The following is a 22,273-nucleotide window of genomic DNA, read 5'->3' on the forward strand; positions in this document are numbered from 1 at the left end:
GCGAACAGCACGGCGCGACGTCGGCGTGCGCCGCGTGGCAGGGCTCTTTGGAAGGGCTCTTAGAGTGAGCTTCGTGCTCTACGGCAGATCGGCGGAGATCGGCGCGCTCGACGAGGTGATCGCGCGGGCTCGCGACGGCTCCGGCGGTGCGGTGGTGTTGCGGGGCGAGGCGGGCGCGGGCAAGACGGCCCTGCTCGACGCGGCGACCGCGCGAAGTGGCTCGATGCGCGTGCTGCGGGCCACCGGCGTCGAGCCCGAGTCCGACCTGGCGTTCGCGGCGCTGCACCAGGTGCTGCGGCCGGTGACCGGCTCGCTCGACGCGCTGCCGGAACCGCAGTGCGACGCCGTGCGCGCGGCGCTGGGGCTTGCCGCGGGCGGTGACGGCGATCGGTACCTGCTGGGTGCCGGCGTACTCTCGCTGCTGGCCGAGGCCTCCGCGCCGGACGGGCTGATCTGCGTGGTCGACGACTTCCAGTGGGTCGACCCGGCCTCGGCCGACGCGCTGCTGTTCGCCGCCAGGCGGCTGGGGACGGAACGGATCGCGATGCTGTTCGCCGTGCGCGGGGACGCTCCGGTCAAGGGTGTGCCGCTGACGGTGGACGTGCCCGGCCTGCCCGGGGCCGCGGCGGTCGAGATGCTGGAGTCCCGCCACGGTGTGCCGCCCGGAGTGGCCCAGGAAATCGTCACGCTGACCCGCGCGAACCCGCTCGCCCTGGGCGAGATCGCCGCCCGACTGACGCCCGCGCAGCTCGCCGGCCGCGAACCGCTGCCCGATCCGCTTCCCGGCGGCGCCCGGCTCTTCGGCGAGCAGGTGGCGGCGTTGTCCGCCGCAGCCCGGCTGCTCGCCCTGGTCGCCGCCGTGGCGGCCGACCTCGGCCTGGTGCTGCGCGCCACCGACCGGCTGACCACCGACCGGCTGACCACCGACCGGCTGACCACCGACCGGCTGACCACCGACCGGACGATACGGCCCGGGGAGCACATACGGGCGGGGGCTGGGGCGGGGGCTGGGCGGATGGCGCTGGCAGAGCTGGAGGAGTCCGGGCTGGCCGGGCTCTCGGGCACGCGCGTGCACTTTCGCCATCCACTCGTCCGGTCGGCGGTGCATGAGGCGGCCACCCCCGCCGACGTCCGCCGGGTGCATGCCGTGCTCGCGGAGCTGACCGAGGGGGACAGCCGCGCCTGGCACCTGGCCGGAGCGGCCATGGGCCAGGACGAGCGGGTCGCCGCCGAGCTGGTGGCCGCCGCGGAGCGGGCGCGGGACCGCGGGGGCTTCGGCGCCGCCGCCACCGCCCTGGCCAGGGCCGCCGAGCTGACTCCCGAGCCGCGCGCCCGTGCCGCCCGGCTGAAGGACGCCGCCGTCGCGGCCTGGCTCGGCGGCCGCCCGGGGCAGGCGGAGTCGCTGCTGGCCGAGGCCCGCGACCAGGCCGGCGGGGACGCCGACCTCGCCATGCGGATCGCCCAGCTCCGCGGCCGGTTCGAGCTGAACTCCGGCAACGCCGCCGAGGCCGTACGGATCCTGGCGGCGGGCGACAGCCTCGACATGCTGGCCGATGCCGCGGAGGCGGCCTCGTATGTCGGCGACACGGCGGCCCTCGTCGAGCTGGGGCGGAGGGCGGCGGCGCACCCCGAGGGGTTTCTGCGGGACGCGGTGGCCGGGATCGGCCTGGTGCTGGACGGCGACGACGCCGGTCCTGGTCTGCTGCGGCGGGCGCTGGCGCGGGTCGGCGAGCTGAGGCACGCGTCGGAGTATCTGTGGGCGACGGCCGCGGCCAGCTGGCTGGGCGAGTCGGACGTGGCGACCGAGATGGTCGACCGGGCCGGACGGGTGGCGAGGGTGTCGGGGATGACCGGGCAACTGCCGGTCGTGCTGGAGTTCGTGGCGACGGCCGAGCGCATCGCCGGGCGGCTGGCGAACAGCCGGGCCGTGTCCGAGGAGGGCCTGGAACTGGCCCGCGAGGCCGGGTACCGGAACACGATGGCCGCGCACCTGGCCAACCTGGCGGTGCTGGCGGCCCTGCGCGGCGATGAGGAGGACTGCGCACGACAGGCCCGTGAGGCGCTGGCCATCGCCGTACCGCATCGGGTGGGCCTGCGGGCGGGGGTCGCCGCCTACGCGTCGGCGATGCTCGACCTGTGCCTGGGGCGCCATGCGGCGGCGCATGACCGTTTCACGGCCATCGCCGCGGCGGGACCGGGCGCCGGGCATCCCACCGTGGTGTGGCGGATGGCGCCGGATCGCGTCGAGGCCGCCGTGGGCGCGGGCGACGACGCGGCCGCGCGGGCGGCGCTGGAGGCGTACGAGCGGTGGTCGGCGCACGCCGCCACGCCCGAGTCGCACGCTCTGCTGGCCCGCTGCCGGGGCCTGGTCGAGTCGTCCGAGGAGGCGTTCGGTGAGGCGCTGCGGCTGCACACCAACCCGTTCGAGGCGGCCAGGACGGCCCTGTTGCTGGGTGAGCGGCTGCGCCGCGGGCAGCGGCCGGGCGAGGCGCGGGCGCTGCTGCGGATGGCGTGGGAGACGTTCGAGCGGGCGGGCGCGCGGCCGTGGGCGAGGCGCGCACAGGGTGAGCTGCGGGCGGCGGGCGAGAGCGGACAGGCCCCGCCCTCCGCCGTTCTTGACGCGCTGACCCCGCAGGAGCTGCGCATCGCCGGCCTGGTCGCCGACGGGTTGTCGAGCAAGCAGATCGCCGCCCAGCTCTTCCTGAGCCCGCGCACCGTCGAGTACCACCTGTACAAGATCTATCCGAAGCTGGGCATCGGCTCCCGTACGGAGCTGGCGCGACTAGTAGTTCTACAGAAGGCGCCCGTGACGGAAGCGGACATGCTCTGAGACATGCGTGAAGTGAACATCTGGAGTGAAGAGTTCGGCGCCGTGACGGATGCGCCGATCCTGCTGATCATGGGGTCGATGTCGCAGGGCGTCCTGTGGCCGGACGAGTTCGTCGGCCGCCTTGCCGCCGGAGGCCGTCGGGTGATCCGGTACGACCACCGTGACACCGGTATGTCGGACACCGTCGACTTCGCGGCGGAGCCGTACACATGGGACGACATCAAGAACGACGTGTACCGCGTGCTGGACGCCCACGGCCTGGAGAGCGCCCATCTGGTCTGCCACTCGGCGGGCGGGCTGCTCGGCCAGTTCGTCGCGGTGGAGCGGCCGGAGCGGGTGCGCTCGCTGACCGTCATCGGCTCCTCGCCGCTCGGCGGCGGCGAAGGCCAGGTGATCGTGCGGGCCCTGATGGGGCAGCCGCAGCCCGAGGGAAGCCTGCCCGAGCCGGCGCCGGAGTTCACGGCCTTCTACCGCGCGCTGATCGCCGCCCCGCCGCCGGAGGACCGGCGCGCCCGGATCGACGGCATGATCGCCGAGCAGCGCGTGCTGCACGGCACCGGGCTGCCGTTCGACGAGGACGCGGCGCGTCGGCTGCAGGAACGGATCTACGACCGGGCCCGCGACCTGTCGGCGGTGGCCAACCACCGGCTGGCCGCGATGGCCAAGCCGGAATTCGAGCCGGTGGACGTGTTGCACCGGGTGAAGGCGCCCACACTGGTCATCGAGGGCAGCCACGAGCCGGCCAAGCCGGGCCACGGCGCGATCATCGCCGAGCGGATCCCGGGGGCACGGCTGATGATCGTGGCGGGCATGGGCCACACACTGCCGCCGGAGGTGCACGAGGAGCTGGCCGCCGCCATCCTCGCGCATACGGCCGGGTGACGTCTGCCTGGGCGGCGCCGGCCCCGGTCCGGTCCGGGCCGGTGTCACTCCTGGCCGGCGTCAGTCCGGGCCCGCGTAAGTCCGGGCCCGCGTCGTCGCGGGGGTGCCGTTCGCCAACTCCGCCAGCACGTCGAGCGCATGGGAGAGGGTGTCCGTGGGCGGTGAGGAGAGCGCGACGGCAGCGGCGTTCGCGTCACCTGTGTCGAACCCGGGATGTGCGGCGGAACCGAGTTCTCCACCGTGCGGTTCCAGGGCGACCAGGGGAAGGCCGACGCCGTCTACGCCGGTATGCGGCCACTCGGTGCCGACGACATCGCCGAGTCCGTGCACTGGGTGACCTCGCAGCCGGCGCACGTCAACATCAACACCATCGAGCTGATGCCCGTCGCCCAGAGCTTCGCGGCGTTCCAGGTCCACCGACGGGACGGCCTGAGGGCCTGAGCGGGCGGGGCAAGTAGCGTGTCGTCCATGGCCCGTTCCCGCAGCACCCGTCGGCTCGTCGTCGGCGACGACACCTATCTGTGGTCGGTGGGCCACACCCACGACGGCGGCAAGCAGCCGGACTACTCGACCTGCCGGGAGATCCTGTCCCTCCGCCTGGAAGGCAGCAGAGGCCGCCTGCAGCTCGCCTTCCGCCAGCCCTGGTTCCCGCCCGGCCCCGCCAGCACGGTCGGCGACCGCGACCGCGGCTGGCTGAACCTCCACGAGCCTGGCGTGGTCCGCGCCTTCCTCGACGCGGCCCTCGCCCAGGGCTGGCAGCCCGGCGCGAAGTCGGGTCAGGAGATCGACGGCTGGACCCTCTTCCCCGAGGCGCTGCGCACCCGCCGCGCCCAAAGCGACGGTGGGGCGGGCACCCCGGCTTCCTGAGCCGTACCCGGCCTAGCCGGCGCTGCCGCGGGCCGGGAGCTGGGCTTCGAATCCGGCGAGGAGGGCGCGACGCCGTCGGCCTCGTCTGACCGCCTGCCCGGCGCCCGTGCCCGCCGTACGAAAAGCGATGGTGGGGCGGGCTCCCAGGAGTGAGGATGCCGCCATGAAGAAGAAGCGGCTCACGCACATACCGGCCCCGGAGGGCGTCGCTCCGGGGACGGGCTACACCAACGTCGTCATGGGCTCCGGCCGCATGGTCGCGGTGTCCGGACAGATCGCGCTCGACGACCGGGGCGAACTCGTCGGCGCGGGCGATCCCGCCGCGCAGGCCCGGCAGGTCTTCGAGAACCTGCGCCGCTGCCTGGCGGCGGCGGGCGCCACTTTCGACGATGTCATCAAGCTCACCTACTTCGTCACCGACGTGGCCCACCTGCCCGCGGTCCGGTCCGTACGCGACGAGTACGTGGACATGACGCACCCGCCCGCCAGTTCGGCCGTCCAGGTCGCGGCCCTGTTCCGCCCCGAACTGCTGCTGGAGGTCGAGGCCTTCGCGCTTGTGGACGAGCCGCCGACCGGGGCCGTTTCATCGTGAACGCCGACGGGGCGGCGTACGCCGACGTGGTGTCGGGGTACGCCGCCCTTCTGGCGGGATGTGGTTCGGGTGGTTACTTCGGGTCGCGGTTGAACACCGCCTTCGACCAGCGGTAGCCGAGGGCTGTCAGGCCGAGGCACCAGGCGATGCTGATCCACCAGTTGTTGCCGATGTCGGTGCCGAGGAGCAGTCCGCGGATGGTCTCGATGGTCGGGGTGAAGGGCTGGTACTCGGCGATGGGCTGGAACCAGCCGGGCATGGCGTCGACCGGGACGAAGGTGCTGGAGATGAGCGGGAGGAAGATCAGCGGCATGGCGTTGTTGCTGGCGGCCTCGGCGCTGGGGCTGACCATGCCCATGCCGACGGCGATCCAGGTGAGTGCCAGGGCGAACAGCGCGAGCAGCCCGAACGCGGCCAGCCACTCCAGGGCCGTGGCATCCGTGGAGCGGAAGCCGATGGCCACGCCGACGGCGCCGACGAGAACCACGCTGATGATCGCCTGCAGCACGCTGCCGATGACGTGTCCGATGAGGATGGAGCCGCGGTGGATGGCCATGGTGCGGAAGCGGGCGATGATGCCTTCGGTCATGTCGTTGGAGACGGAGACCGCGGTGCCGATGGTGGTGCTGCCGATGGTCATCAGCAGCAGGCCGGGGACGAGGTAGGCGATGTATTGGGAGCGGTCGGCGCCACCGCCGCCGATGCCCGCGCTCATGGTGTCGCCGAAGATGTAGACGAACAGCAGGAGCAGCATGATCGGGGTGAGCAGCAGGTTCAGGGTCAGGGAGGGGTAGCGGCGGGCGTGCAGGAGGTTGCGGCGCAGCATGATGGTGGAGTCGCGGACGGTGAGGGCGAGGGAGCTCATCGGGCGTTCTCCTTGGGCTGGTTGGGGACGTCGGCGCTGTCGGTGAGGGCGAAGAAGACGTCGTCCAGGTCGGGGGTGTGGACGGTGAGCTCGTCGGCTTCGATGCCGGCGGTGTCGAGCCAGTCGAGGATGGAGCGCAGTTCGCGCTGGCTGCCGTCGCTGGGGATCTGCAGCGACAGGGCTTCGTCGTCGCGGGTGGCCTCGCGCAGTGTGGTGGCGGCGTTCCGGTAGGCGGCGGGGTCGGTGAAGCGGAGTCGTATGTGTCCGCCGGGGATCAGCCGCTTCAGTTCGTCGGCGGTGCCCTCGGCGGCGATCTTGCCGTTGTTGAGCAGGGCGATGCGGTCGGCGAGTTCGTCGGCTTCCTCCAGATACTGGGTGGTGAGGAAGACGGTGACGCCGCCGGTGACGAGTTCGCGGATGATCTGCCACATGTTGTGCCGGGAGCGTGGGTCGAGGCCGGTGGTGGGTTCGTCGAGGAAGATGATGCGCGGGTCGCCGACCAGGGTCATGGCGATGTCCAGGCGGCGTTTCATGCCGCCGGAGTAGGTGGAGGCGGGCTTCTTCGCGGCCTCGGTGAGGTCGAAGCGCTCCAGCAACTCGGCCGTGACCTGCCGTCCTTCGCGTTTGGAGAGGTGGTGCAGGTCGGCCATGAGGAGCATGTTCTCCTCGCCGGTGATCAGGCCGTCGACGGCGGAGAACTGCCCGGTGACCCCGATCGCGGCCCGCACCCCGTCGGGGGAGGTGGCGATGTCATGGCCGGCGACCTGGGACTGGCCGCCGTCGGCGGTGATGAGGGTGGACAGGATCTTCACGGCGGTGGTCTTGCCGGCGCCGTTCGGGCCGAGCAGCGCGAACACCGAGCCGGCGGGGATGTGCAGATCGATGCCGTCGAGGACGGTCTTGTCCCCGTACGACTTGCGCAGACCGACGGTGGAGATGGCGGCCGGCGCCGGGTGACCGCCGCTCTGACTGGATGTGGGCATGACAGAAGAAGGCATGGGGTCCTCCCGTGAGAAGGCTGAAGTGGGTGGGGGTGTGCGCGTGGTTCTTCTGGGAGCTCAGGCCTGGGCGCGGCGGATGTCGATGTTGCCGTGGCGGGTGCGGGCGCGGACCTCGACGGTGTCCTGGGTGTTGTCGGGGCTTTCGGACGCGGCGAGTGTGTTGCGGACTTGGCCGGAGCCGGAGTTGGCGTCGAGCCAGGCGGCGGTGCCCTGGCGGATGCCGACCTCGATGGAGCCGTAGGAGGTTTCCAGCTGGATGGTGCCGCGGGCGACTTCGGCGACGCGCAGGGTGCCGTGGGCGGTGGTGGCGGTCACCGAGCTCTCGGCGCGGTCGATGCTGATGTCGCCGTGGGAGCCGCTGACGCGCAGGTCGCCGGTCGCGGCGCCGATGGTGGTGGTGCCGTGGGAGTTCTTCAGGACGGCGGAGCCGTCGATGGTGCCGGCGCGCAGGCTGCCGGAGCTGGTGGTGATCTCGGCGGTGCCCTCGATGCGGTCCACGGTGATCGAGCCGTGGGAGGCGGTCAGCTGGAGCGGGCCGGTGGCATCGAGGCGGACGTCACCGGAGGAGGTCTTGACGCGGACTTCGCCGAGCCGGCCCTCGCCGAGTACCTGGGTCCAGGCGCCGGTCATGTCGATCCGGGAGCCGGTGGGCAGTTCGACGGTGACGTCGACGATGCCGGGGCGGCGGAGCGAGTGGCGCGCCTTGGGGGTCCGGACGGTCAGGGTGCCGCTCGCGTAGGTGACCTGGGCCTGTTCGGCGGCCCGTACGTCCCGGTCCTGCTTGGGGTCACGGGGCCGGACCTCGACGACGGTCTCGGGGCGGTCGGCGGCCATGAACTGGATGGAACCGGCCTCCACGTGGGCGGTGACAAAGATCGCGTCGGGAGTGTCGAAAGAAGGCATGGCTGTACCGTCCTGTTGAGTCCTGGTGGCGTCCTCGCAGGTGGGACGCGGTGTGGATGAAGTCGTATGGAGCCGGTGAGGGTGCGGGCGGGGGTGTGGTTAGCGCACCCAGCCGGTGAAGCTCTGTCCGATGCTCTGGGTCTTCTGCGCCGTACGCGGCGCGGTGCCGCCCTCGACCGCGGCCGATACGGCGCGTACGAGCCAGGCGTTGACCGACAGGCCCTCGCGGGTCGCGGCTTCCTCGGCGCGGGCTTTGAGGTGGGCGGGCAGGCGCAGGTTGACGCGGGCGGTGCCGCCTTCGTCGCCCTCGGCGGGGGCCGGGGGCCTGAGGGGTTCGAGGGGCGCGGCCGGCTGTGCGGGGGTGCCGCTGTCAGTGGGCGGTGGTGTCACGACGAAGTCGGGGTCGAGTCCGCGCAGCCGTAGGTCGACGGAGCCGGGGGCGAGTTCGCGGGTGATCTCGTCCATCGCGGCGGAGAGCACGTTGAGCATGGTCAGCCGGGTCGCCGACTCCAGGGGAGCGGTGAGCCGTTCGGCCAGCTCGCGGGCATCGTCCCCGCCGGCTTCGGCGGCCACCGCGAGTTCACGGCGGAGGTTGTCGACATACGGGGTGAGGTCCATGACGTCATCATGGCATCACTGTGGCGCCATATGCAAGCCCCGGCGGCGCCCCGTGGGGGTGAACGCAATAATGGCCGCCCTGACCTGCAAAAACATGCAGGAGATGGCCTGGGTCATCGTGGTGCCACGCATGCTCGCGCTCACTTAGCAGCCTGGAATGGCGCCGGATGGCGCCGCGCGACACCAAGTGGCGCCAGGTGGCATCGGATGGTGTCAAGCCGTGCCATCCGACGCCACGTGATGCCGTCGAAGGTCTAGGCGGCCGCTCGCCAGCCCAGTGCCGGGCCCAGCCTGGTGGCGATGTCGGTGAGGATCTGGACGTAGTCCTCATGCTCAAAGGTGAACGGCAGCGCGAACGCGACCTCGTCGATCTCCCGGAAGGCGGCGTGGGCGTAGAGCCGTTCAGCGATCTCGCTGGACGTTCCAACGAGGTCCGGCGCGAACATCAGGCGGGCCGGCCCCTGCGGGGTGGCCGTACGAGGCGTGCGCTCGCGGGCGTACGCCTCGTACTTGACCCGCTGCTCCGGCGTGGCGCTGTCGGTCGGGATGACGACCAGCCCCTGGGAGACGCGGGCGCGGTCGCCGTCGGGGTGGTGGGCGCGGAAGGTCCGGATGTGCGAGAGCTGGATCTCGGCGAAGTCCTCGGGATCCCCCGACCCCTCCGCCTTGACGACGCTGCTGGTCAGGAAGTTCATCCCGTGCTCACCGGCCCACTGAGCCGACCGCAGGCTGCCGCCGCCGTACCACAGGCGGCGGCCCAGGCCGGGGGAGTGAGGCTGGACGCGGTCGGAAGCTGTGTCCGATATGCGGCTGCCGCCGCGTGGTTCAAAGCCCTCGGTGCCGCTGAAGTCGGTGGCCGGTTCGCCCCGTACGAGGTCCAGCAGCCGCCGTACGCGCTCGAAGCTGAAGTCCTCGGCGTCGGCGGTGTCAGGGTAGAGCGCGTCTTTGACCCGCTCGTAGTGCATCGGCGGGCCGACGCTGACCCCCGGGTTGAGGCGACCGCCGGACAGGATGTCGACCGTCGCCAGGTCCTCGGCGAGGCGTAGCGGATTCTCCCAGCCCAGGGGGATGACCGCTGTGCCCAGCTCGATACGGCTGGTGCGCTGCGAGGCCGCGGCCAGGACGGCGACGGGGGAGGAGATGCCGTACTGGAGATGGCGGTGGCGTACCCAGGCGCTGTCGAAACCCAGCCGCTCGCCCAGTTCGATGATCTGGAGGGTCGACTCATGGCCCTGGCGGGGGTCGGCCTCGTCGAACAGCCCGATGGTCAAGAAGCCCAGCTTGCGCAACGGTTCCGAGGTCAGCGGCACGGCGCTCCTCCATCGTCCGCGGTGTGTTCTGCGTACACCGACACCGCCCGATTCTGGCAGGCGGTTGTTGCACGGGCCTGTCTAGTGCCGCATCAGCCAAGGTTTGCCCCGCTCGCCGCCCTGGCACGCACGCTCGCTGCGTTGGCCGAAAACCCGAGTAGGCCCTTCCCCAAGCTCTCGGCTTCGCTCGAGCAGGGGATACCCCATCCGAGGGCTTCCGGCCGCCTTGCGATCGCACGCACCAGGACGCCTCGCTATCGGGCAAACCTTGACTGACGCGGCACTAGAACGTGTCCGGGGACACGGCGGTCAGGTCGGCGAGGAGCCGCAGGGCTTCCTCGGACGGTGAGCCCGGCTCGGCGTTCATCACGGCCACCCGCTGCCCCTCGTCCTCCGGGAGCGCCAGCAACTCGCACATGAGCGTCATGGTGCCCACCACGGGATGGCGGTAGGTGCGAGCGGCGGTGCCGCAGTCGCCCACCGTGTGCGCGGCCCACAGCTCGGTGAACTCCGGGCTCTCCACCGTCAGTTCGCCGATCAGGCCGGTCAGCGCGGGGTCACCCGGGTAACGCCCGGCGATCAACCGCAGGTCGGCGACGGTGGAGCGGGCCTTGCGGAGCCAGTCGGCATACAGCTCGCGCGTATGGGGGTCGAGGAAGAGCAGGCGGGCGATGTTGGGGCGCTCGGCCGGGCGGTTCGGCGCGTCGAAGTCGAGGTGTCCGGCCGTCAGGGCATGCGCCATCCGGTTCCATGCGAGCACATCGCAGAAGCGCCCCATGACCAGCGCGGGCACATCCCCGAACGACTCGATCATCACGCGCACCCCCGGCCGCACCTGCTCCGGCCTGGCCGCCCGGCGGCGGGCCCTCGGCTTCGGCCGGGCCAGCGAGTACAGATGGGCCCGCTCGGCCTCGTCCAGCCGCAGCACACGGGCGACGGCGTCCAGCACGGCATCCGAGGCGTTGGGGCTCTGCCCCTGTTCGAGCCGTGTGTAGTAGCCCGCGCTCACCCCCGCGAGCTGCGCCAGCTCCTCCCGCCGCAGCCCCGGCACCCGGCGCCGTCCCCCGTACGCCGGAAGCCCCGCGTCCTCGGGCCGCAGCCGCGCCCGCCGCGACCGCAGGAACTCCCCCAGCTCCTCACGCGTGTCCATGCGTCCCAGTCTCGTGGACGCGCGCCAGTGGTGCCTGCACCTGCCAGGTGTAGTCACCACGGGTGTATCCCCGACAGGGGACTGGGTACGGCCCGCCGCACATCGCAGCCTGAGTAAGACCAGGGTCAGCGGAACGGACGGGACAGCCAGTGAAGATTCTTGTGATCGGCGCGACGGGAACCATCGGCAGCGCGGTCGCGGACGCGTTGGCGGAGCGCCACGACGTGCTGTGTGCCTCGCGCCGAGGCCCGGTAAGGGTGGACATGGCGGACACCGCATCGGTCGACGCCCTGTTCGCGAGCGTCGGGGACGACCACCTCGACGCGGTGGTGTGCTGCGCCGCGAGCGGGGCCCTCACCCCGCTGGACGCTCCGTCGGACGAGCGGTTCTGGAGCGGGCTCGACGGCAAGCTGATCGGACAGGTGAACCTCGTGCGGCGAGCACTCGCCCACCTTCGCGACGGCGGCTCCATCACCCTCACCAGCGGACGCTTCACCGAGCCCATCCCCGGCAGCTCACTCGGCTACCTGGTCAACGCGGGCCTGGAGGCGTTCGTGTACGCCGCCGCCACGGAGATGCCGCGCGGCATCCGCCTGAACGTGGTCAGCCCCGGCTGGGTCCGCGAAACCCTTGTCGCCCTGGACATGGACCCTTCCATCGGCACCCCGGCGGCGGATGTCGCCCGCGCCTACGCCGACGCGGTGGAGGGCGACGCCCACGGAAGGACTCTCATGGCCTGACTCTCATGGCCTGACGCTCATGGCCTGACGGGGACCGGTCCCCGACCGCCTCCACTAGCGTCCGGCGCCATCGGCCCTGAGAAAGGAGACGGTATGGAGTCGGCGGCACTGATCGGCGTGGTTGTTGCTCTCATCGTGCTGGGCGGCTTCTTCGCCGCCCTACGCGGTCGCCGATCGCGGTCCGGACCCACGTATATGCTCCTCCGCTCCGCCGCCGCTTCCCCGGTCGACGAGGACATCCGCACCGACCAACTCCTGGACGAGCTCGCCGTGATCGCCAGGACCCGGGGTTTCCTGAGCATGAAAGGGAAAGACCCGCGGACCCGGGAGATCGGTGCCGAACTCGACCGGATGAACGGCATGCAAAAGATGCGCGATGTGCATAGGGTGGTCGCCGCCGAGCTCGGTGGGGTTCGCGCGCGCGAGCTGGAGGTCGCGTGGGATGGCATCGGTAACTGGCGGGGCTAGCGAGGCGCAACAGCATGCGTGGCGGATCGAGAGCCGCGAGTACGCCCGGCACGAGCAGCGCCGTGGCCGTCGCTTCGCCTTCACCCACCTGGACCCGGCCCGCACCGCGCTTGTCGTCGTCGACATGGTGCCGTTCTTCGTGTCGCAGAATCCGTACTGCCGCGGCATCGTCCCCAACATCACCCGCCTCGCCGACGCCCTTCGCGCGGTCGGCGGCACCGTCGCCTGGGTCCTGCCGGAAGTGCGCGAACGGTCAGCTGTGGCCGAGGAGTTCCTCGGCCCCGAGGTCGCCGAGACCTACCGCACCTCCGGAGGCACCGGGCCGCCGGCCGGGCGTCTGTGGCAGGACTTCACCGTGCGACCCGGTGATCTCTTGGTCGAGAAATCCGCAGCCAGTGCGTTCTTCCCGGGATGCTGCCCCCTGCCGGAGTTGTTGAAAGACCGCCGGATCGACACCGTCCTGATCACCGGCACCGTCACCAACGTCTGCTGCGAGTCATCCGCGCGCGATGCCAGCACCCTCGACTTCCGGGTCATCATGATCGCCGACGCGAACGCGGCCCGCCGGGACCAAGACCACAACGCCACCCTCTACACCATCTATCGCTCGTTCGGCGATGTCCGGCCCACATCCGAGGTACTGGACCTGATCAACGCCATCTGAGGCGCGAGGCGCATCCAGCGGGGACGGATCCGTTTCCGTGCCCGCCGCGCCGCTGGACGGCATGCTCCGTCCGCCGAGTGCGGGCATCGTCTCGCGCCTTCGGCGCAAAGCGGCCAGCAGCGGGAAGGGGAGGGGCGCCGGAGGTATCGTCGCCGTCCAGCCCAACGGGTCGTCACCGGCCAACGCGGCAGCGGGGCGGCGGATGGTCGCTCGGAGCGGTGGGCGCCGGTCCGATTGGGCCCTCCCCCCACCCCCTCTTAAATAATCGCTTGATGCGGTACTTGATATAAAGCAAGCATTTTTTTAAGAGGGGGTGGGTGGAGAGCCGACTGACCGGCTTGGCCACCGCGCGGCAGCAGCTGCGGCGGAGCGCAGCGGAGCCTCTTTGAGCTCAGCCGCCCGCCGGGCCGAGGAGTCGGGACGCCGGGCCGGCCGCCCCCCTTCCCCCTTCTCGCCGGCGCTTTGGACCCGGAGGGTCCGAGACGAAAGCCGCACCCGCGTGAGCCGAATGCCGCGAGACGGCGCACAGGCGCGGGCGAAGCGCAGCGCAGCCAACCCTCAGCGCAGCGCAGCGAAGCTCACGCCGCAGCCAACGCGCAGCGCAGCGGAGCGTGGAAACGGCCTCGGCGGGTGCGACCGACCTGGCTCCTCGGCTCCCCTTGGTGCCCTTTCCCTGGTCACAGTCGTGTTAGCCGGACGTTAGCGGGGCGGCAGTGTCGCGGTAGTGGCCCCGGCCAGAGTTGTGGTCGTACCGAGCAGACCACGACACCGACCTCCCAGGGGGACCCGAAATGCGCTCCAACACCACTGCCCGCACCGCCCGCCGTCGCTCCTTCCGCGTCGCCGCCGCGGTCCTGACCGCAGCCGCCGCCCTGACTCTGACGGCCTGCAACAACGACACGAAGGCAGAGGGCCAGGACAAGGCCTCGGCCGGGTCCAGCGGCTCGTCGGGTTCCTCGAACGGTGCGCAGGGTTCCGACGCCAAGGCCCCCGAGGGCGGCGGCAGCGCGCACGCGGGCGCCGAGCGCTGCCGCACCGAAAACCTGGAAGCCGCCTTCGCCACGGGTGAGGACGCGCTCCCGGCCCGGAACGAGGACGGGGGCGCGACGACCGCCACCATCGTCCTGATGAACAAGGGCACCAGCTCATGCAGGATCGGCGGCTTCCCCGGTGTGGACCTGACCTCGATCAACGGCGGCGAGCGCTGGTCCCTGGCCCGCTCCTCGCAGAAGTGGAGCTCCCTGGAGGTGGAGGCCGGCCAGAGCACCGAGTTCACCCTCAACCTCGCCTTCACCAAGGAGGAAGAGGGCTTCTACCAGCCGGCCTGGGTCGAGATCACCCCGCCCAACGAGACCAAGTCCCTCAAGATCGAGTGGCCCTGGGAGAACGACAGCCTCGTCGACCAGCGCAGCGCCACCCGCCCCGCCACCTTCGTCAACCCTGTCGGCTGACCAGCTCAGAGCTGTGCGACGAAGGTCCGCTGCCCCAGTGCGTTACACACCAGGGCAGCGGACTTTCCGTTTCACGGCCCGCGCCCTTAAGAGGTCATCCCATTTGGCCGGTTGGGTAATCGGTCGGCCGTGGTGGGAGTCGTTGAGCGGATGGTGCCGGACGAGTTGGGGACGCTGTTCCAGCGGGTGGTGCCGCAGGCACCGGTGCGGTCGGCCTCAGGGCGGTGGCCGGCATCGACAGGGGGACCAGGAGGTGCCGGCCGTGACCGTGTTCGTGGCCACGTCCGGCTGTACCTGGCAGCAGTTGGCGTCCGCTTCCTTCGGCCCGTCAGGGGCCACGGTCATCGGCGGTTCACCGAGTGGAGCAAGGCCAGGGTCTGGGCGAACCTGCACGACGCGAACCTGCACGACGCGAACCTGCACGACAGCAGGGCCCTGACCCCGCTGGTCAAAGGCCGTACCCCCGAGCGCTCCGTTCCCGCCACGGCCGCGACGCCGCAGACCGGCAAAGCTCCATGGCGACAAGGGCTACGATGACGACCACCTGCGCCGCATCCTCGCGGGCGGCGGGCTGGACGGCTGGTTACGCGGCCGCTGGGTCAGCCACCCTCCGCCTGCCCCACCAGGTCCAGCAGGAAGAGGACGCTGGACGCGGCGACATCATCGGGGTCGAGGCGCAAGACCTCCTCCACGCTGGGCCGAAGTTCCTGCCACTTGAGGTACTGGACGACTGTCATTGCCGCTGAACGGACCCTTGGACGTGGGTCTCGAACGGCACCCTCGAGCATCTCGACAACTCGTGCGTCCGGATCCCGCGGGCCGGTCACGGCGAGCCGCCGAAGCTCCTGCTTCGCCTGCGCCTCGCCAAGCGTATTCAGGTGCTTGAGCGCGGACAGAACGTCGGAAGAGGTCCCACATTCCCAAGCCGCGCGGATCACCGCCTCCGTCGTCTCAATCGAGTCGCCCTGAAGTTCGACATGGCTCACTGCGATGATCGTGTCCAGGGTCAGCCGCACGACGGTGTGATCGAGGGTCTGCCACTCACGCACGGCACGGTCGCCATCCTCGTACGACTCCGGCAGCGCAATCGGCCGCCATCCTTGGCCAACGGCGAACATGGCGAACGGGTGGTTGGCCGCGACGTGACACCATCCCCCGTCCGCGTCCCATTCGACCTCGTCGTCTTCGTCGAGCGGAGCCACAAAGGCCAGGCGTCGCGTCGGCATGGCGGGACACTACAGGTGCGGCCGCCTCAAGCAGCGATGTCGAACGTGGCGCGGTGCGGGGTGAGTTCGAACCACAGGAGCTTTCCGCTGATGCCGAAGAGGTCGTCGGCGAGTGGGTAACCGCCCCAGTTGTCCGCGCAGAGCCGGACGATGAGCAGGCCACGGCCGTGCGTGTCGTCCACCTTGGCGGCGGCCTCGGTGAGGGCGGTGAAGCGGTCGAGCCGACCGGGCGGGGTGTCGAAGGGCGCGGGGATGAGCGGATTGGTGTCCCAGATGCTGACCCGGAGGCGGTTCTCGCAGAGATGGCGCAGGCGGAGTTGAGCGGGGCCGTCGGAGTGGCAGAGTGCGTTGCTCACCATCTCGCTGGTGAGCAGTTCGGCGGTCTCGGTCAGCTCGGCCATGCCGTGGCCGGACAGGACCGCCCGGAGAGTGACCCGCGCGATCCGGGCGGCCCTCGGGTCGTTGGGGAGACGGAGGGTGTACGTCCAGGGCTGGTCGGCGTCGTCCGATGGCCCGGGGCCGGAGTCGTGCGGCGATACGGTTGCCATGCGTGTCTCTCCCTCGGTCGGGTGGAGTTGAGTGGCTTGGCTCACACGGTAGAGCAGTGGGTGGTAGACCTGCTACGAAATCGGCAGCAGCGCTGCCAAATGACTTCGTGTGGGTGACAAGGGAGAGCCGATGCCGCCGAGTAGTACCCCGACGTTGACGCAGCGCCGCCTTGGCACGGAGCTACGGAAGCTTCGTGAACGAGCGGGCTTGTCCTCAACCGCTGCCGCCGCACGGCACGGGATCATTCAGGCTCGCCTGAGCAGCATCGAGGCCGGTCGATATCCGGTGAGCGCGGACCGTGTGCGGCTCTTCGCGCGCAACTACAGCTGCGCGGAGGACGGTCTGGTAGACGCGATGGCGGAGATGACAGGCGGGCGCACACGAGGCTGGTGGGACGAGTACCGGGAGCATCTACCGGCCAGCTTCGCCGATCTGGCGGAGCTGGAGCATCAGGCTCAGGAGATCCGCGTTGCGCTGGTCATTCATATCCCCGCGCTGCTACAGACCGTTGATCACGCACGGGCAGTGTTGCGGGAAGCGGCTCCGCCGCTGAGGGCTTACGAGGTGGAGCACCGGCTGTCCCACCGGATGAAGCGCCAGGCGGTTCTCCACGAGGGCGGGCCGGTGTCGTACACCGCGATCATCCACGAGGCTGCCCTGCGAATGGAGTTCGGCGGAGTGCGCACGGTCCGCGCACAGCTCGAACATGTCATTGCGATGAGTGAGCTCGACAACATCAACGTCCGGGTGATCCCGTTCAGTGGCGGCGGCACCTTCCCTGGGACAGGGCAATCGTTCGATTATGTCTCTGGCGCTGTGCCGCAGCTCGACACGGTGCAGCTCGACTCAGCTCACGGGTGTCAGTTCATCGACGCTGAGGCTGAGTTGGGCAAGTACAGAGCCCTTCTCGAACGGATGGAGACGACTGCCCTCAAGCCGGCTCAGTCGCGGGACTTCATCCACGGCATCATGCGCAGCATGTGAAAGGTGAGAAACGTGTCCACGTATCAGTGGCGTAAGTCCTCCTACAGCGCGGACGCATCCAACTGCGTGAACGTCGCCGCCGCCGACGGCAACATCGCAATGCGCGAGAGCGACGAGCCCGAGGCCATCCTGACCACAACACCCGCCGCTCTCCGCGCCTTCATACGCGGCACCAAGGCCGGCCGCCTGGACCACCTCGCGGCCACCCGGCGCCAGTAACGGCCACCCGTAACGTCACCCGGAAACGGCCGCGCCGAACGACGCCTTGACCGCCTCGTACCCGAATGAATCCGGGCCGAAGAGGATCGAACCGGTGCCGGTCAGACCGTCGCCACCGCCGTACAGCATGCTGACGGCCCCCGTCCCGCGCCACTTGCCGCGGGCGCCCACCGCGAGGTCGGCCGTCCCGTCGCCGTTGTAGTCGCCGGGGGCCATCGCCGAGCCGAACAGGTCGCCCGTCTCGGCGACGCCGACGACGCCCTTGGTGTCGAGCGACAGCGTCTGGGCCTTCGAGGCGGCCAGCCAGTTCGCGCTGCCGGGTACGACCGTGAGCGCTCCGGCGTTGGAGAAGCCGTCGCTGTCGTCCGCACTGGGGTCGCCGATGAGCAGATCGGCGTGGCGGTCGCCGTTGACGTCCGCGAGCCGGGCCGCGGTGCCCTGGTGGGGGCCGCCGTTCCACACCACGGCGCCCGCCGCGTCGAGGCCGCTCGCGCTGCCGGGGAACGTGCGCAGCAGATAGTCGTCGGGGCCGTCCGAGAAGCCGGTGTCGATGACGACGTCGGCCTTGCCGTCGCCGTTGATGTCGCCGACCACGGCCTTGTAGTCGGCGAAGGGCAACCCGACGTTGCGGCCCAGTGGCGTGCTCTTCAGGCCCGTTCGGGAGCCCGGCAGCACGCCGAGGGTGCCTTCGTCGGCGGGGTCGTCGAAGTACGCCACGGTGACGAGGTCGTCGTAGCCGTCGCCGTTGATGTCGCCGCTCGAGATGCCACGCGTTCCGGCGCCGCCGCCGGGCGGGGTGATCCGGGTGATCTTCGGGGTGGGCGTCGAGCGCAGGTTCTTCGCCCCGAGGACGACGTCGACCTTCGTGCCGTCGACGACGGCGAGGTCCTTCAGCCCGTCGTGGTTGTAGTCGCCCAGGGCCAGCCGGCCGCCGAAGCCCTGCCGCGCCGTGACGGTCGGCGCGTGGAACGCGATGGCTTTGGTGGACAGACCGGTCGCGGAGCCGAAGACGACGGTCACCGAACCGGCGCCCTTGACGTCGCCGATGGCCTCGCCGCTCGCGCCGACGACCAGGTCCGCGTAGCCGTCGCCGTCCATGTCGCCCAGCGCGAGCGCGGATCCGAACCGGTCACCGGCCTCCGGTGTGCCCGGGACACCGGTGGACGACTGGGTGAGCCCCTTGTGCCGGCTGACCTGGATGCCGTTCTTGGTGCCGTACGTCAGGGCCACGTAACCGGCCTTGGCGTAGCCCTTGGTGGCGGCGTCGGGCGCTCCGACGGCGAGGTCGTCGTAGCCGTCGCCGTCCACGTCGGCGGCCTTGCCCGAACCCGCGGTGGCTGCCGCCAGGCTCATGGCGTCGCTGCCGCCGCCCGGGGCGCCCGTGTTCGCGGCGACGTGCGAGGTCCCTGCCAGCGCCACCCCCGTGACCACGGCGGTGACCACGGCCGTCACGGCACCTACGGACAGCAAGCGTCTGCGCATACCCGTTCCCTCTTCCGGTGGTTCGTCATCTGGCTGGGTGAGACCAACGAGGAGGTGGAATGGTTGGGTTGATATGGCGGCCAGAAGGTTAACGCCGTCTGAAGCAGCGCGGCCCGGCGCCCAACGGAATCCGTTGGGCGCCGGGCCGCGTCCGTAGCGCTCAGCGCAGACGGCTCACTTCACGATCTTGATCCGGTCCGCCGTCGGCGGAGCCAGGGGCGAGGTGGCCGAGGAGTGGGCGCCCAGGTAGGCCGTGAAGGCGTCCAGGTCGGACTGGCCGACCAGCTTGTTCTTGCCGTCCTTGAAGGCGGGGAAGCCGTCGCCGCCGCCCGCGAGGAATTCGTTCATCGCGACGCGGTAGGTCTTGGCCGGGTCGATGGCCTCGCCGTTGAGCTTCACCGAGTCGGCGACGACGCGGTCGGCGCCGGTCTTGGTGAGGTCGAGGGTGTAGGTGAGGCCCTTGGAGACCTGGAGGATCTTGGGGGATGCCTCGTTCGAGCCGCTGACCTGCTGCTTCAGGGCGGTGATGAGCTGGGCGCCGGTGAGGTCGATGACGTTCAGCATGTTGGTGAAGGGCTGCACGGTGAAGGCCTCGCCGTACGTCACGACACCATCGCCCTCGCTGCCGGACGCCGCGTAGGCGAGGTCGGAGCGGATGCCGCCGGGGTTCATGAGGGCGAGCTGGGCGCCGCCCTTGTCGGCGGGGGAGAGCGCTTCGAGCTGGGCGTCGGCGATGACGTCGCCGAGCGGTGATTCGTAAGCCGTGGAGCCGCGGCCGGGGATCTCGGCGGAGACGTAGCCGATGGGCCGGTTGGCGACCGGCGCGGCGAGCTTGTTCCAACGGCCGATGAGGGCGGTCATATCGGCGGCCTTGGGCTGCTGCCGGTCGACGACGTGGTTGGCCGACTTCACCTTCGTACGGACGACGTCGCCGGTGCGCCGGTCGTAGGTGAGGGTGGTGTCGGTGTAGAGGCGGCCGAAGGAGGCGGCGGAGGTCACGGTGCGCGGGGTGCCGGAGGGGTCCGGGATGGTGCACGCGTAGGCCTGGTGGGTGTGGCCGGTGACCAGGGCGTCGACCTGCGGGGTGATCTTCTTGGCGATGTCGACGATCGGGCCGGAGATGCCGGCGCCCGGGCCGGAGCTGTCGCAGTCGTAGTTGTACGAGGAGGAGGCGGGCAGCCCGCCCTCGTGGATGAGCGCGACGATCGACTTGACGCCCTTGCGGTTGAGTTCCTTGGCGTACTTGTTGATCGTCTCGACCTCGTCGTGGAACTTCAGGCCCTTGACGCCCTCTGCGGTGACGATGTCGGGGGTGCCTTCGAGCGTGACGCCGATGAAGCCGATCTTGACGCCGTTGCGTTGCCAGACGGTGTAGGGCTTGAGGATCGGCTTGCCGGTCTTCTCGTCGGTGACGTTCGCGGCGAGGTAGGGGAAGTCGGCGCCGGGGAAGGTCTTGCCGTCCTCGTAACAGCCGTCCTTGGGGTGGCAGCCGCCGTTCTGGATGCGCTCCAGCTCGGCGCGGCCCTCGTCGAACTCGTGGTTGCCGACGGCCGTGACGTCCAGGTCGAGCTTGTTGAGCGCTTCGACGGTCGGCTCGTCGTGGAAGAGGCCGGACAGCAGCGGGCTCGCGCCGATCATGTCGCCGCCGGCGGCGGTGATGGAGTACGGGTGGCCCTTGCGCGCGGTGCGCAGGGCGTTGGCGAGGTATTCGGCGCCGCCCGCCGGGACGGCCTTGGTGGTGCCGTCCGGCTGGGTCTCGGTGACGGTGCCGGAGGAGCCCTGCGGGGGCTCCAGGTTTCCGTGGAGGTCGTTGAACGACAGCAGCTGCACATCGACGGTGCGGGCCGGGCGCGGCTTGGCGGAGTCGGTGGAGTCGGCGTTCGCGCCTGCCGGGCCCGCGGCGGACAGGACTCCGGCCGCCGCGGCCAGCACGGCCGCGGCGGCGGTCAACCGGCGGGCCGCGCGGTGCCGCCCAGGTGTCGCTGGCATGTGGTTCCCCTCTGTGAACCGTTCTGTGAACCGTGGTAGTTGTGCGCGGCAGCTTACGGTCAACGCGCGTAGCGGGGCAGGGGGATCGAGGTTACGAGCTCATTGCGTGCGGGCGACTGGAGGAGAGGGGGCGTCCGGTGCGGCGACCGGTTGAGACGCGTCGCCGAGGCCTCACCCGTTCGGCGGTATGGCGGGGGCGTGGGGTGTGGGGACGGTTCGGCGTGGGAGCCGGGGATCCGTCGGGCGAGTGACCCACGGATCAGGGGATGCGCGGCCGGCTGCCCGGCCAGGGCCTGGCCGTAGGCTCGGGAGCATGAATGACGTGCTGAACGAGGCGGCCGGCGCACGCCGGATCGATGTCCTCGACGAGGTGACGCCCGCCATGGCGCAGGACGTGCTGCGGCTCGTGGCGGAGGCCGCGCGCACCGATGGTCAGCAGGCCGTGTCCGAGCAGGGGCGGCTGCAATTGCGCGGGCGGCGGGAGGGGGTGCGCCATCTGCTGCTGAGCGAGGAGCCGAGCGGGAAGCTCGTGGGGTACGCGCAGCTGGAGGACACCGACCCGGTGGAGGCCCCGGCCGCCGAGCTGGTCGTGCATCCGGCGCACCGTGGGCAGGGGCACGGCCGGGCGCTGGGCGTGACGCTGCTGCGCGAATCCGGTAAGCGGCTGCGGGTGTGGGCGCACGGCGGGCACTCCTCGGCGCGCCATCTCGCGCAGGTGCTGGGGCTGACGCTGTTCCGGGAGCTGCGGCAGATGCGCCGGCCGCTGGGGCCGCCGGAGACGCTGGACATCCCCGAGCCGGTGCTGCCGGAGGGCGTGACCGTACGGACCTTCCGGCCGGGCGAGGACGAGGCCGCCTGGCTGGCGGCGAACGCGGCGGCCTTCGCGCACCACCCCGAGCAGGGCTCGCTGACCCTGCGCGATCTGGAGGACCGGATGGGGGAGCCGTGGTTCGACCCCGAGGGCTTCTTCCTGGCCGAGCGGGGCGGGGAGATCGTCGGGTTCCACTGGACCAAGGTGCATGCGCAGGAGCGGCTGGGCGAGGTGTACGTGGTGGGGGTGCGGCCCGAGGCGCAGGGCGGCGGGCTCGGCCGGTCGCTGACCGCGATCGGGCTGCGGCACCTGGCGGGGCGGGGGCTGCCGACGGCGATGCTGTACGTCGACGCCGACAATTTCCCCGCTGTCGCCGTTTACGGTCGGCAGGGCTTCACGACGTACGAGACCGATCTCATGTACCGCACGGAGACCTGAGCCCGGGAGGGGGGCTGGGGCCTGGGGCCCGACTGTGGGACGGTGGGCGGCGGAACGGCGGCCGGGGCGGGGCTCCAGGTCGCCTGCGGGATGGATCGCGATTTCCTACGCGCCATGTCTCCGTTACCGGCGATTCAAACTCGGTTGCAAGCATCGCTGAATGCAGCCCGCCGTGCCGCCCACCTCGAACCGGAGGCTCCGTGCCGCTTCAGCACAGGTTTCCGGTAAGCCGTT

22 protein-coding genes and 1 pseudogene are annotated in these 22,273 nt (G+C 70.9%); 13 read left to right on the top strand and 10 right to left on the bottom strand.

Annotated elements, in window-relative coordinates:
• Positions 1 to 73: 73 nt before the first annotated feature.
• The 5 genes from ACH4U7_RS23935 (at position 74) to ACH4U7_RS23955 (ending at position 5,171) form a co-directional block, all read left to right on the top strand.
• Positions 74 to 2,830 (top strand): AAA family ATPase, encoded by a 2,757-nt coding sequence (locus ACH4U7_RS23935; RefSeq protein WP_398529892.1) that lies wholly within the window; start codon positions 74 to 76, stop codon positions 2,828 to 2,830.
• A gap of 3 nt (positions 2,831 to 2,833) precedes the next feature.
• A complete protein-coding gene (locus tag ACH4U7_RS23940; protein ID WP_398529893.1) occupies positions 2,834 to 3,712 on the top strand; it encodes an alpha/beta fold hydrolase in 879 nt (292 codons plus the stop codon).
• A gap of 213 nt (positions 3,713 to 3,925) precedes the next feature.
• Positions 3,926 to 4,153 (top strand): hypothetical protein, encoded by a 228-nt coding sequence (locus tag ACH4U7_RS23945; protein ID WP_398529894.1) that lies wholly within the window; start codon positions 3,926 to 3,928, stop codon positions 4,151 to 4,153.
• Positions 4,154 to 4,180: 27 nt separating this feature from the next.
• Positions 4,181 to 4,579: a hypothetical protein gene (locus tag ACH4U7_RS23950; RefSeq protein ID WP_398529895.1), complete on the top strand. Its 399-nt coding sequence runs from the start codon at positions 4,181 to 4,183 to the stop codon at positions 4,577 to 4,579.
• 163 nt (positions 4,580 to 4,742) lie between these two features.
• A complete protein-coding gene (locus ACH4U7_RS23955) occupies positions 4,743 to 5,171 on the top strand; it encodes a RidA family protein (RefSeq protein ID WP_398529896.1) in 429 nt (142 codons plus the stop codon).
• Positions 5,172 to 5,244: 73 nt separating this feature from the next.
• On the opposite strand, the gene ACH4U7_RS23960 is transcribed toward ACH4U7_RS23955, so the two are convergent.
• The 6 genes from ACH4U7_RS23960 to ACH4U7_RS23985 form a co-directional block, all read right to left on the bottom strand.
• Positions 5,245 to 6,036 (bottom strand): ABC transporter permease, encoded by a 792-nt coding sequence (locus ACH4U7_RS23960; RefSeq protein WP_398529897.1) that lies wholly within the window; start codon positions 6,034 to 6,036, stop codon positions 5,245 to 5,247.
• The gene (locus ACH4U7_RS23965; protein WP_398529898.1) at positions 6,033 to 7,019 is read right to left on the bottom strand and encodes an ATP-binding cassette domain-containing protein; all 987 of its coding nucleotides are present in this window, start codon (positions 7,017 to 7,019) and stop codon (positions 6,033 to 6,035) included. The genes ACH4U7_RS23960 and ACH4U7_RS23965 overlap by 4 nt, the downstream gene beginning before the upstream one ends.
• A gap of 75 nt (positions 7,020 to 7,094) precedes the next feature.
• Positions 7,095 to 7,940: a DUF4097 family beta strand repeat-containing protein gene (locus ACH4U7_RS23970; RefSeq protein WP_398529899.1), complete on the bottom strand. Its 846-nt coding sequence runs from the start codon at positions 7,938 to 7,940 to the stop codon at positions 7,095 to 7,097.
• A 99-nt stretch (positions 7,941 to 8,039) separates the two neighbouring features.
• The gene (locus ACH4U7_RS23975; protein WP_398529900.1) at positions 8,040 to 8,558 is read right to left on the bottom strand and encodes a toxin-antitoxin system HicB family antitoxin; all 519 of its coding nucleotides are present in this window, start codon (positions 8,556 to 8,558) and stop codon (positions 8,040 to 8,042) included.
• Between the two features lie 254 nt (positions 8,559 to 8,812).
• Positions 8,813 to 9,868, bottom strand: coding sequence for an LLM class flavin-dependent oxidoreductase (locus ACH4U7_RS23980; protein WP_398529901.1), 1,056 nt, complete (start codon positions 9,866 to 9,868; stop codon positions 8,813 to 8,815).
• 283 nt (positions 9,869 to 10,151) lie between these two features.
• Positions 10,152 to 11,018 (bottom strand): helix-turn-helix transcriptional regulator, encoded by an 867-nt coding sequence (locus tag ACH4U7_RS23985; RefSeq protein WP_398529902.1) that lies wholly within the window; start codon positions 11,016 to 11,018, stop codon positions 10,152 to 10,154.
• Between the two features lie 149 nt (positions 11,019 to 11,167).
• Here ACH4U7_RS23985 and ACH4U7_RS23990 point away from each other — a divergent pair, with 149 nt between their 5' ends.
• The 5 genes and pseudogenes from ACH4U7_RS23990 to ACH4U7_RS24010 all read left to right on the top strand — a co-directional run.
• The gene (locus ACH4U7_RS23990) at positions 11,168 to 11,758 is read left to right on the top strand and encodes a short chain dehydrogenase (RefSeq protein WP_398529903.1); all 591 of its coding nucleotides are present in this window, start codon (positions 11,168 to 11,170) and stop codon (positions 11,756 to 11,758) included.
• A gap of 93 nt (positions 11,759 to 11,851) precedes the next feature.
• Positions 11,852 to 12,226: a hypothetical protein gene (locus ACH4U7_RS23995; protein WP_398529904.1), complete on the top strand. Its 375-nt coding sequence runs from the start codon at positions 11,852 to 11,854 to the stop codon at positions 12,224 to 12,226.
• On the top strand, positions 12,201 to 12,890 hold the full coding sequence (locus ACH4U7_RS24000; RefSeq protein WP_398529905.1) for an isochorismatase family protein: 690 nt from the start codon (positions 12,201 to 12,203) through the stop codon (positions 12,888 to 12,890). Before ACH4U7_RS23995 ends, ACH4U7_RS24000 begins: the two co-directional genes overlap by 26 nt.
• A 791-nt stretch (positions 12,891 to 13,681) precedes the next feature.
• Positions 13,682 to 14,341 (top strand): DUF4232 domain-containing protein, encoded by a 660-nt coding sequence (locus ACH4U7_RS24005; RefSeq protein ID WP_398529906.1) that lies wholly within the window; start codon positions 13,682 to 13,684, stop codon positions 14,339 to 14,341.
• Positions 14,342 to 14,491: 150 nt separating this feature from the next.
• A pseudogene (locus ACH4U7_RS24010) lies at positions 14,492 to 14,915 on the top strand (transposase); the annotation flags it as partial.
• Positions 14,916 to 14,940: 25 nt separating this feature from the next.
• On the opposite strand, the gene ACH4U7_RS24015 reads toward ACH4U7_RS24010, so the two are convergent.
• The gene (locus ACH4U7_RS24015; RefSeq protein WP_398529907.1) at positions 14,941 to 15,567 is read right to left on the bottom strand and encodes a hypothetical protein; all 627 of its coding nucleotides are present in this window, start codon (positions 15,565 to 15,567) and stop codon (positions 14,941 to 14,943) included.
• Positions 15,568 to 15,593: 26 nt separating this feature from the next.
• Positions 15,594 to 16,115: an ATP-binding protein gene (locus ACH4U7_RS24020; protein WP_398529908.1), complete on the bottom strand. Its 522-nt coding sequence runs from the start codon at positions 16,113 to 16,115 to the stop codon at positions 15,594 to 15,596.
• A 130-nt stretch (positions 16,116 to 16,245) separates the two neighbouring features.
• Between ACH4U7_RS24020 and ACH4U7_RS24025 the strand changes: the two genes are divergently transcribed.
• A complete protein-coding gene (locus tag ACH4U7_RS24025) occupies positions 16,246 to 17,100 on the top strand; it encodes a helix-turn-helix domain-containing protein (protein WP_398530226.1) in 855 nt (284 codons plus the stop codon).
• Between the two features lie 12 nt (positions 17,101 to 17,112).
• A complete protein-coding gene (locus ACH4U7_RS24030) occupies positions 17,113 to 17,319 on the top strand; it encodes a DUF397 domain-containing protein (protein ID WP_398529909.1) in 207 nt (68 codons plus the stop codon).
• Positions 17,320 to 17,334: 15 nt separating this feature from the next.
• On the opposite strand, the gene ACH4U7_RS24035 is transcribed toward ACH4U7_RS24030, so the two are convergent.
• On the bottom strand, positions 17,335 to 18,801 hold the full coding sequence (locus tag ACH4U7_RS24035; protein WP_398529910.1) for an FG-GAP-like repeat-containing protein: 1,467 nt from the start codon (positions 18,799 to 18,801) through the stop codon (positions 17,335 to 17,337).
• Positions 18,802 to 18,975: 174 nt separating this feature from the next.
• The gene (locus tag ACH4U7_RS24040; RefSeq protein ID WP_398529911.1) at positions 18,976 to 20,790 is read right to left on the bottom strand and encodes a bifunctional metallophosphatase/5'-nucleotidase; all 1,815 of its coding nucleotides are present in this window, start codon (positions 20,788 to 20,790) and stop codon (positions 18,976 to 18,978) included.
• 313 nt (positions 20,791 to 21,103) lie between these two features.
• Between ACH4U7_RS24040 and mshD the strand changes: the two genes are divergently transcribed.
• Positions 21,104 to 22,039, top strand: a complete 936-nt coding sequence (gene mshD, locus ACH4U7_RS24045; protein ID WP_398529912.1) for a mycothiol synthase — start codon at positions 21,104 to 21,106, stop codon at positions 22,037 to 22,039.
• Positions 22,040 to 22,273: the final 234 nt, after the last annotated feature.

The organism is Streptomyces sp. NPDC020845 (assembly GCF_044334165.1).
Taxonomy (GTDB): Bacteria; Actinomycetota; Actinomycetes; order Streptomycetales; family Streptomycetaceae; genus Streptomyces.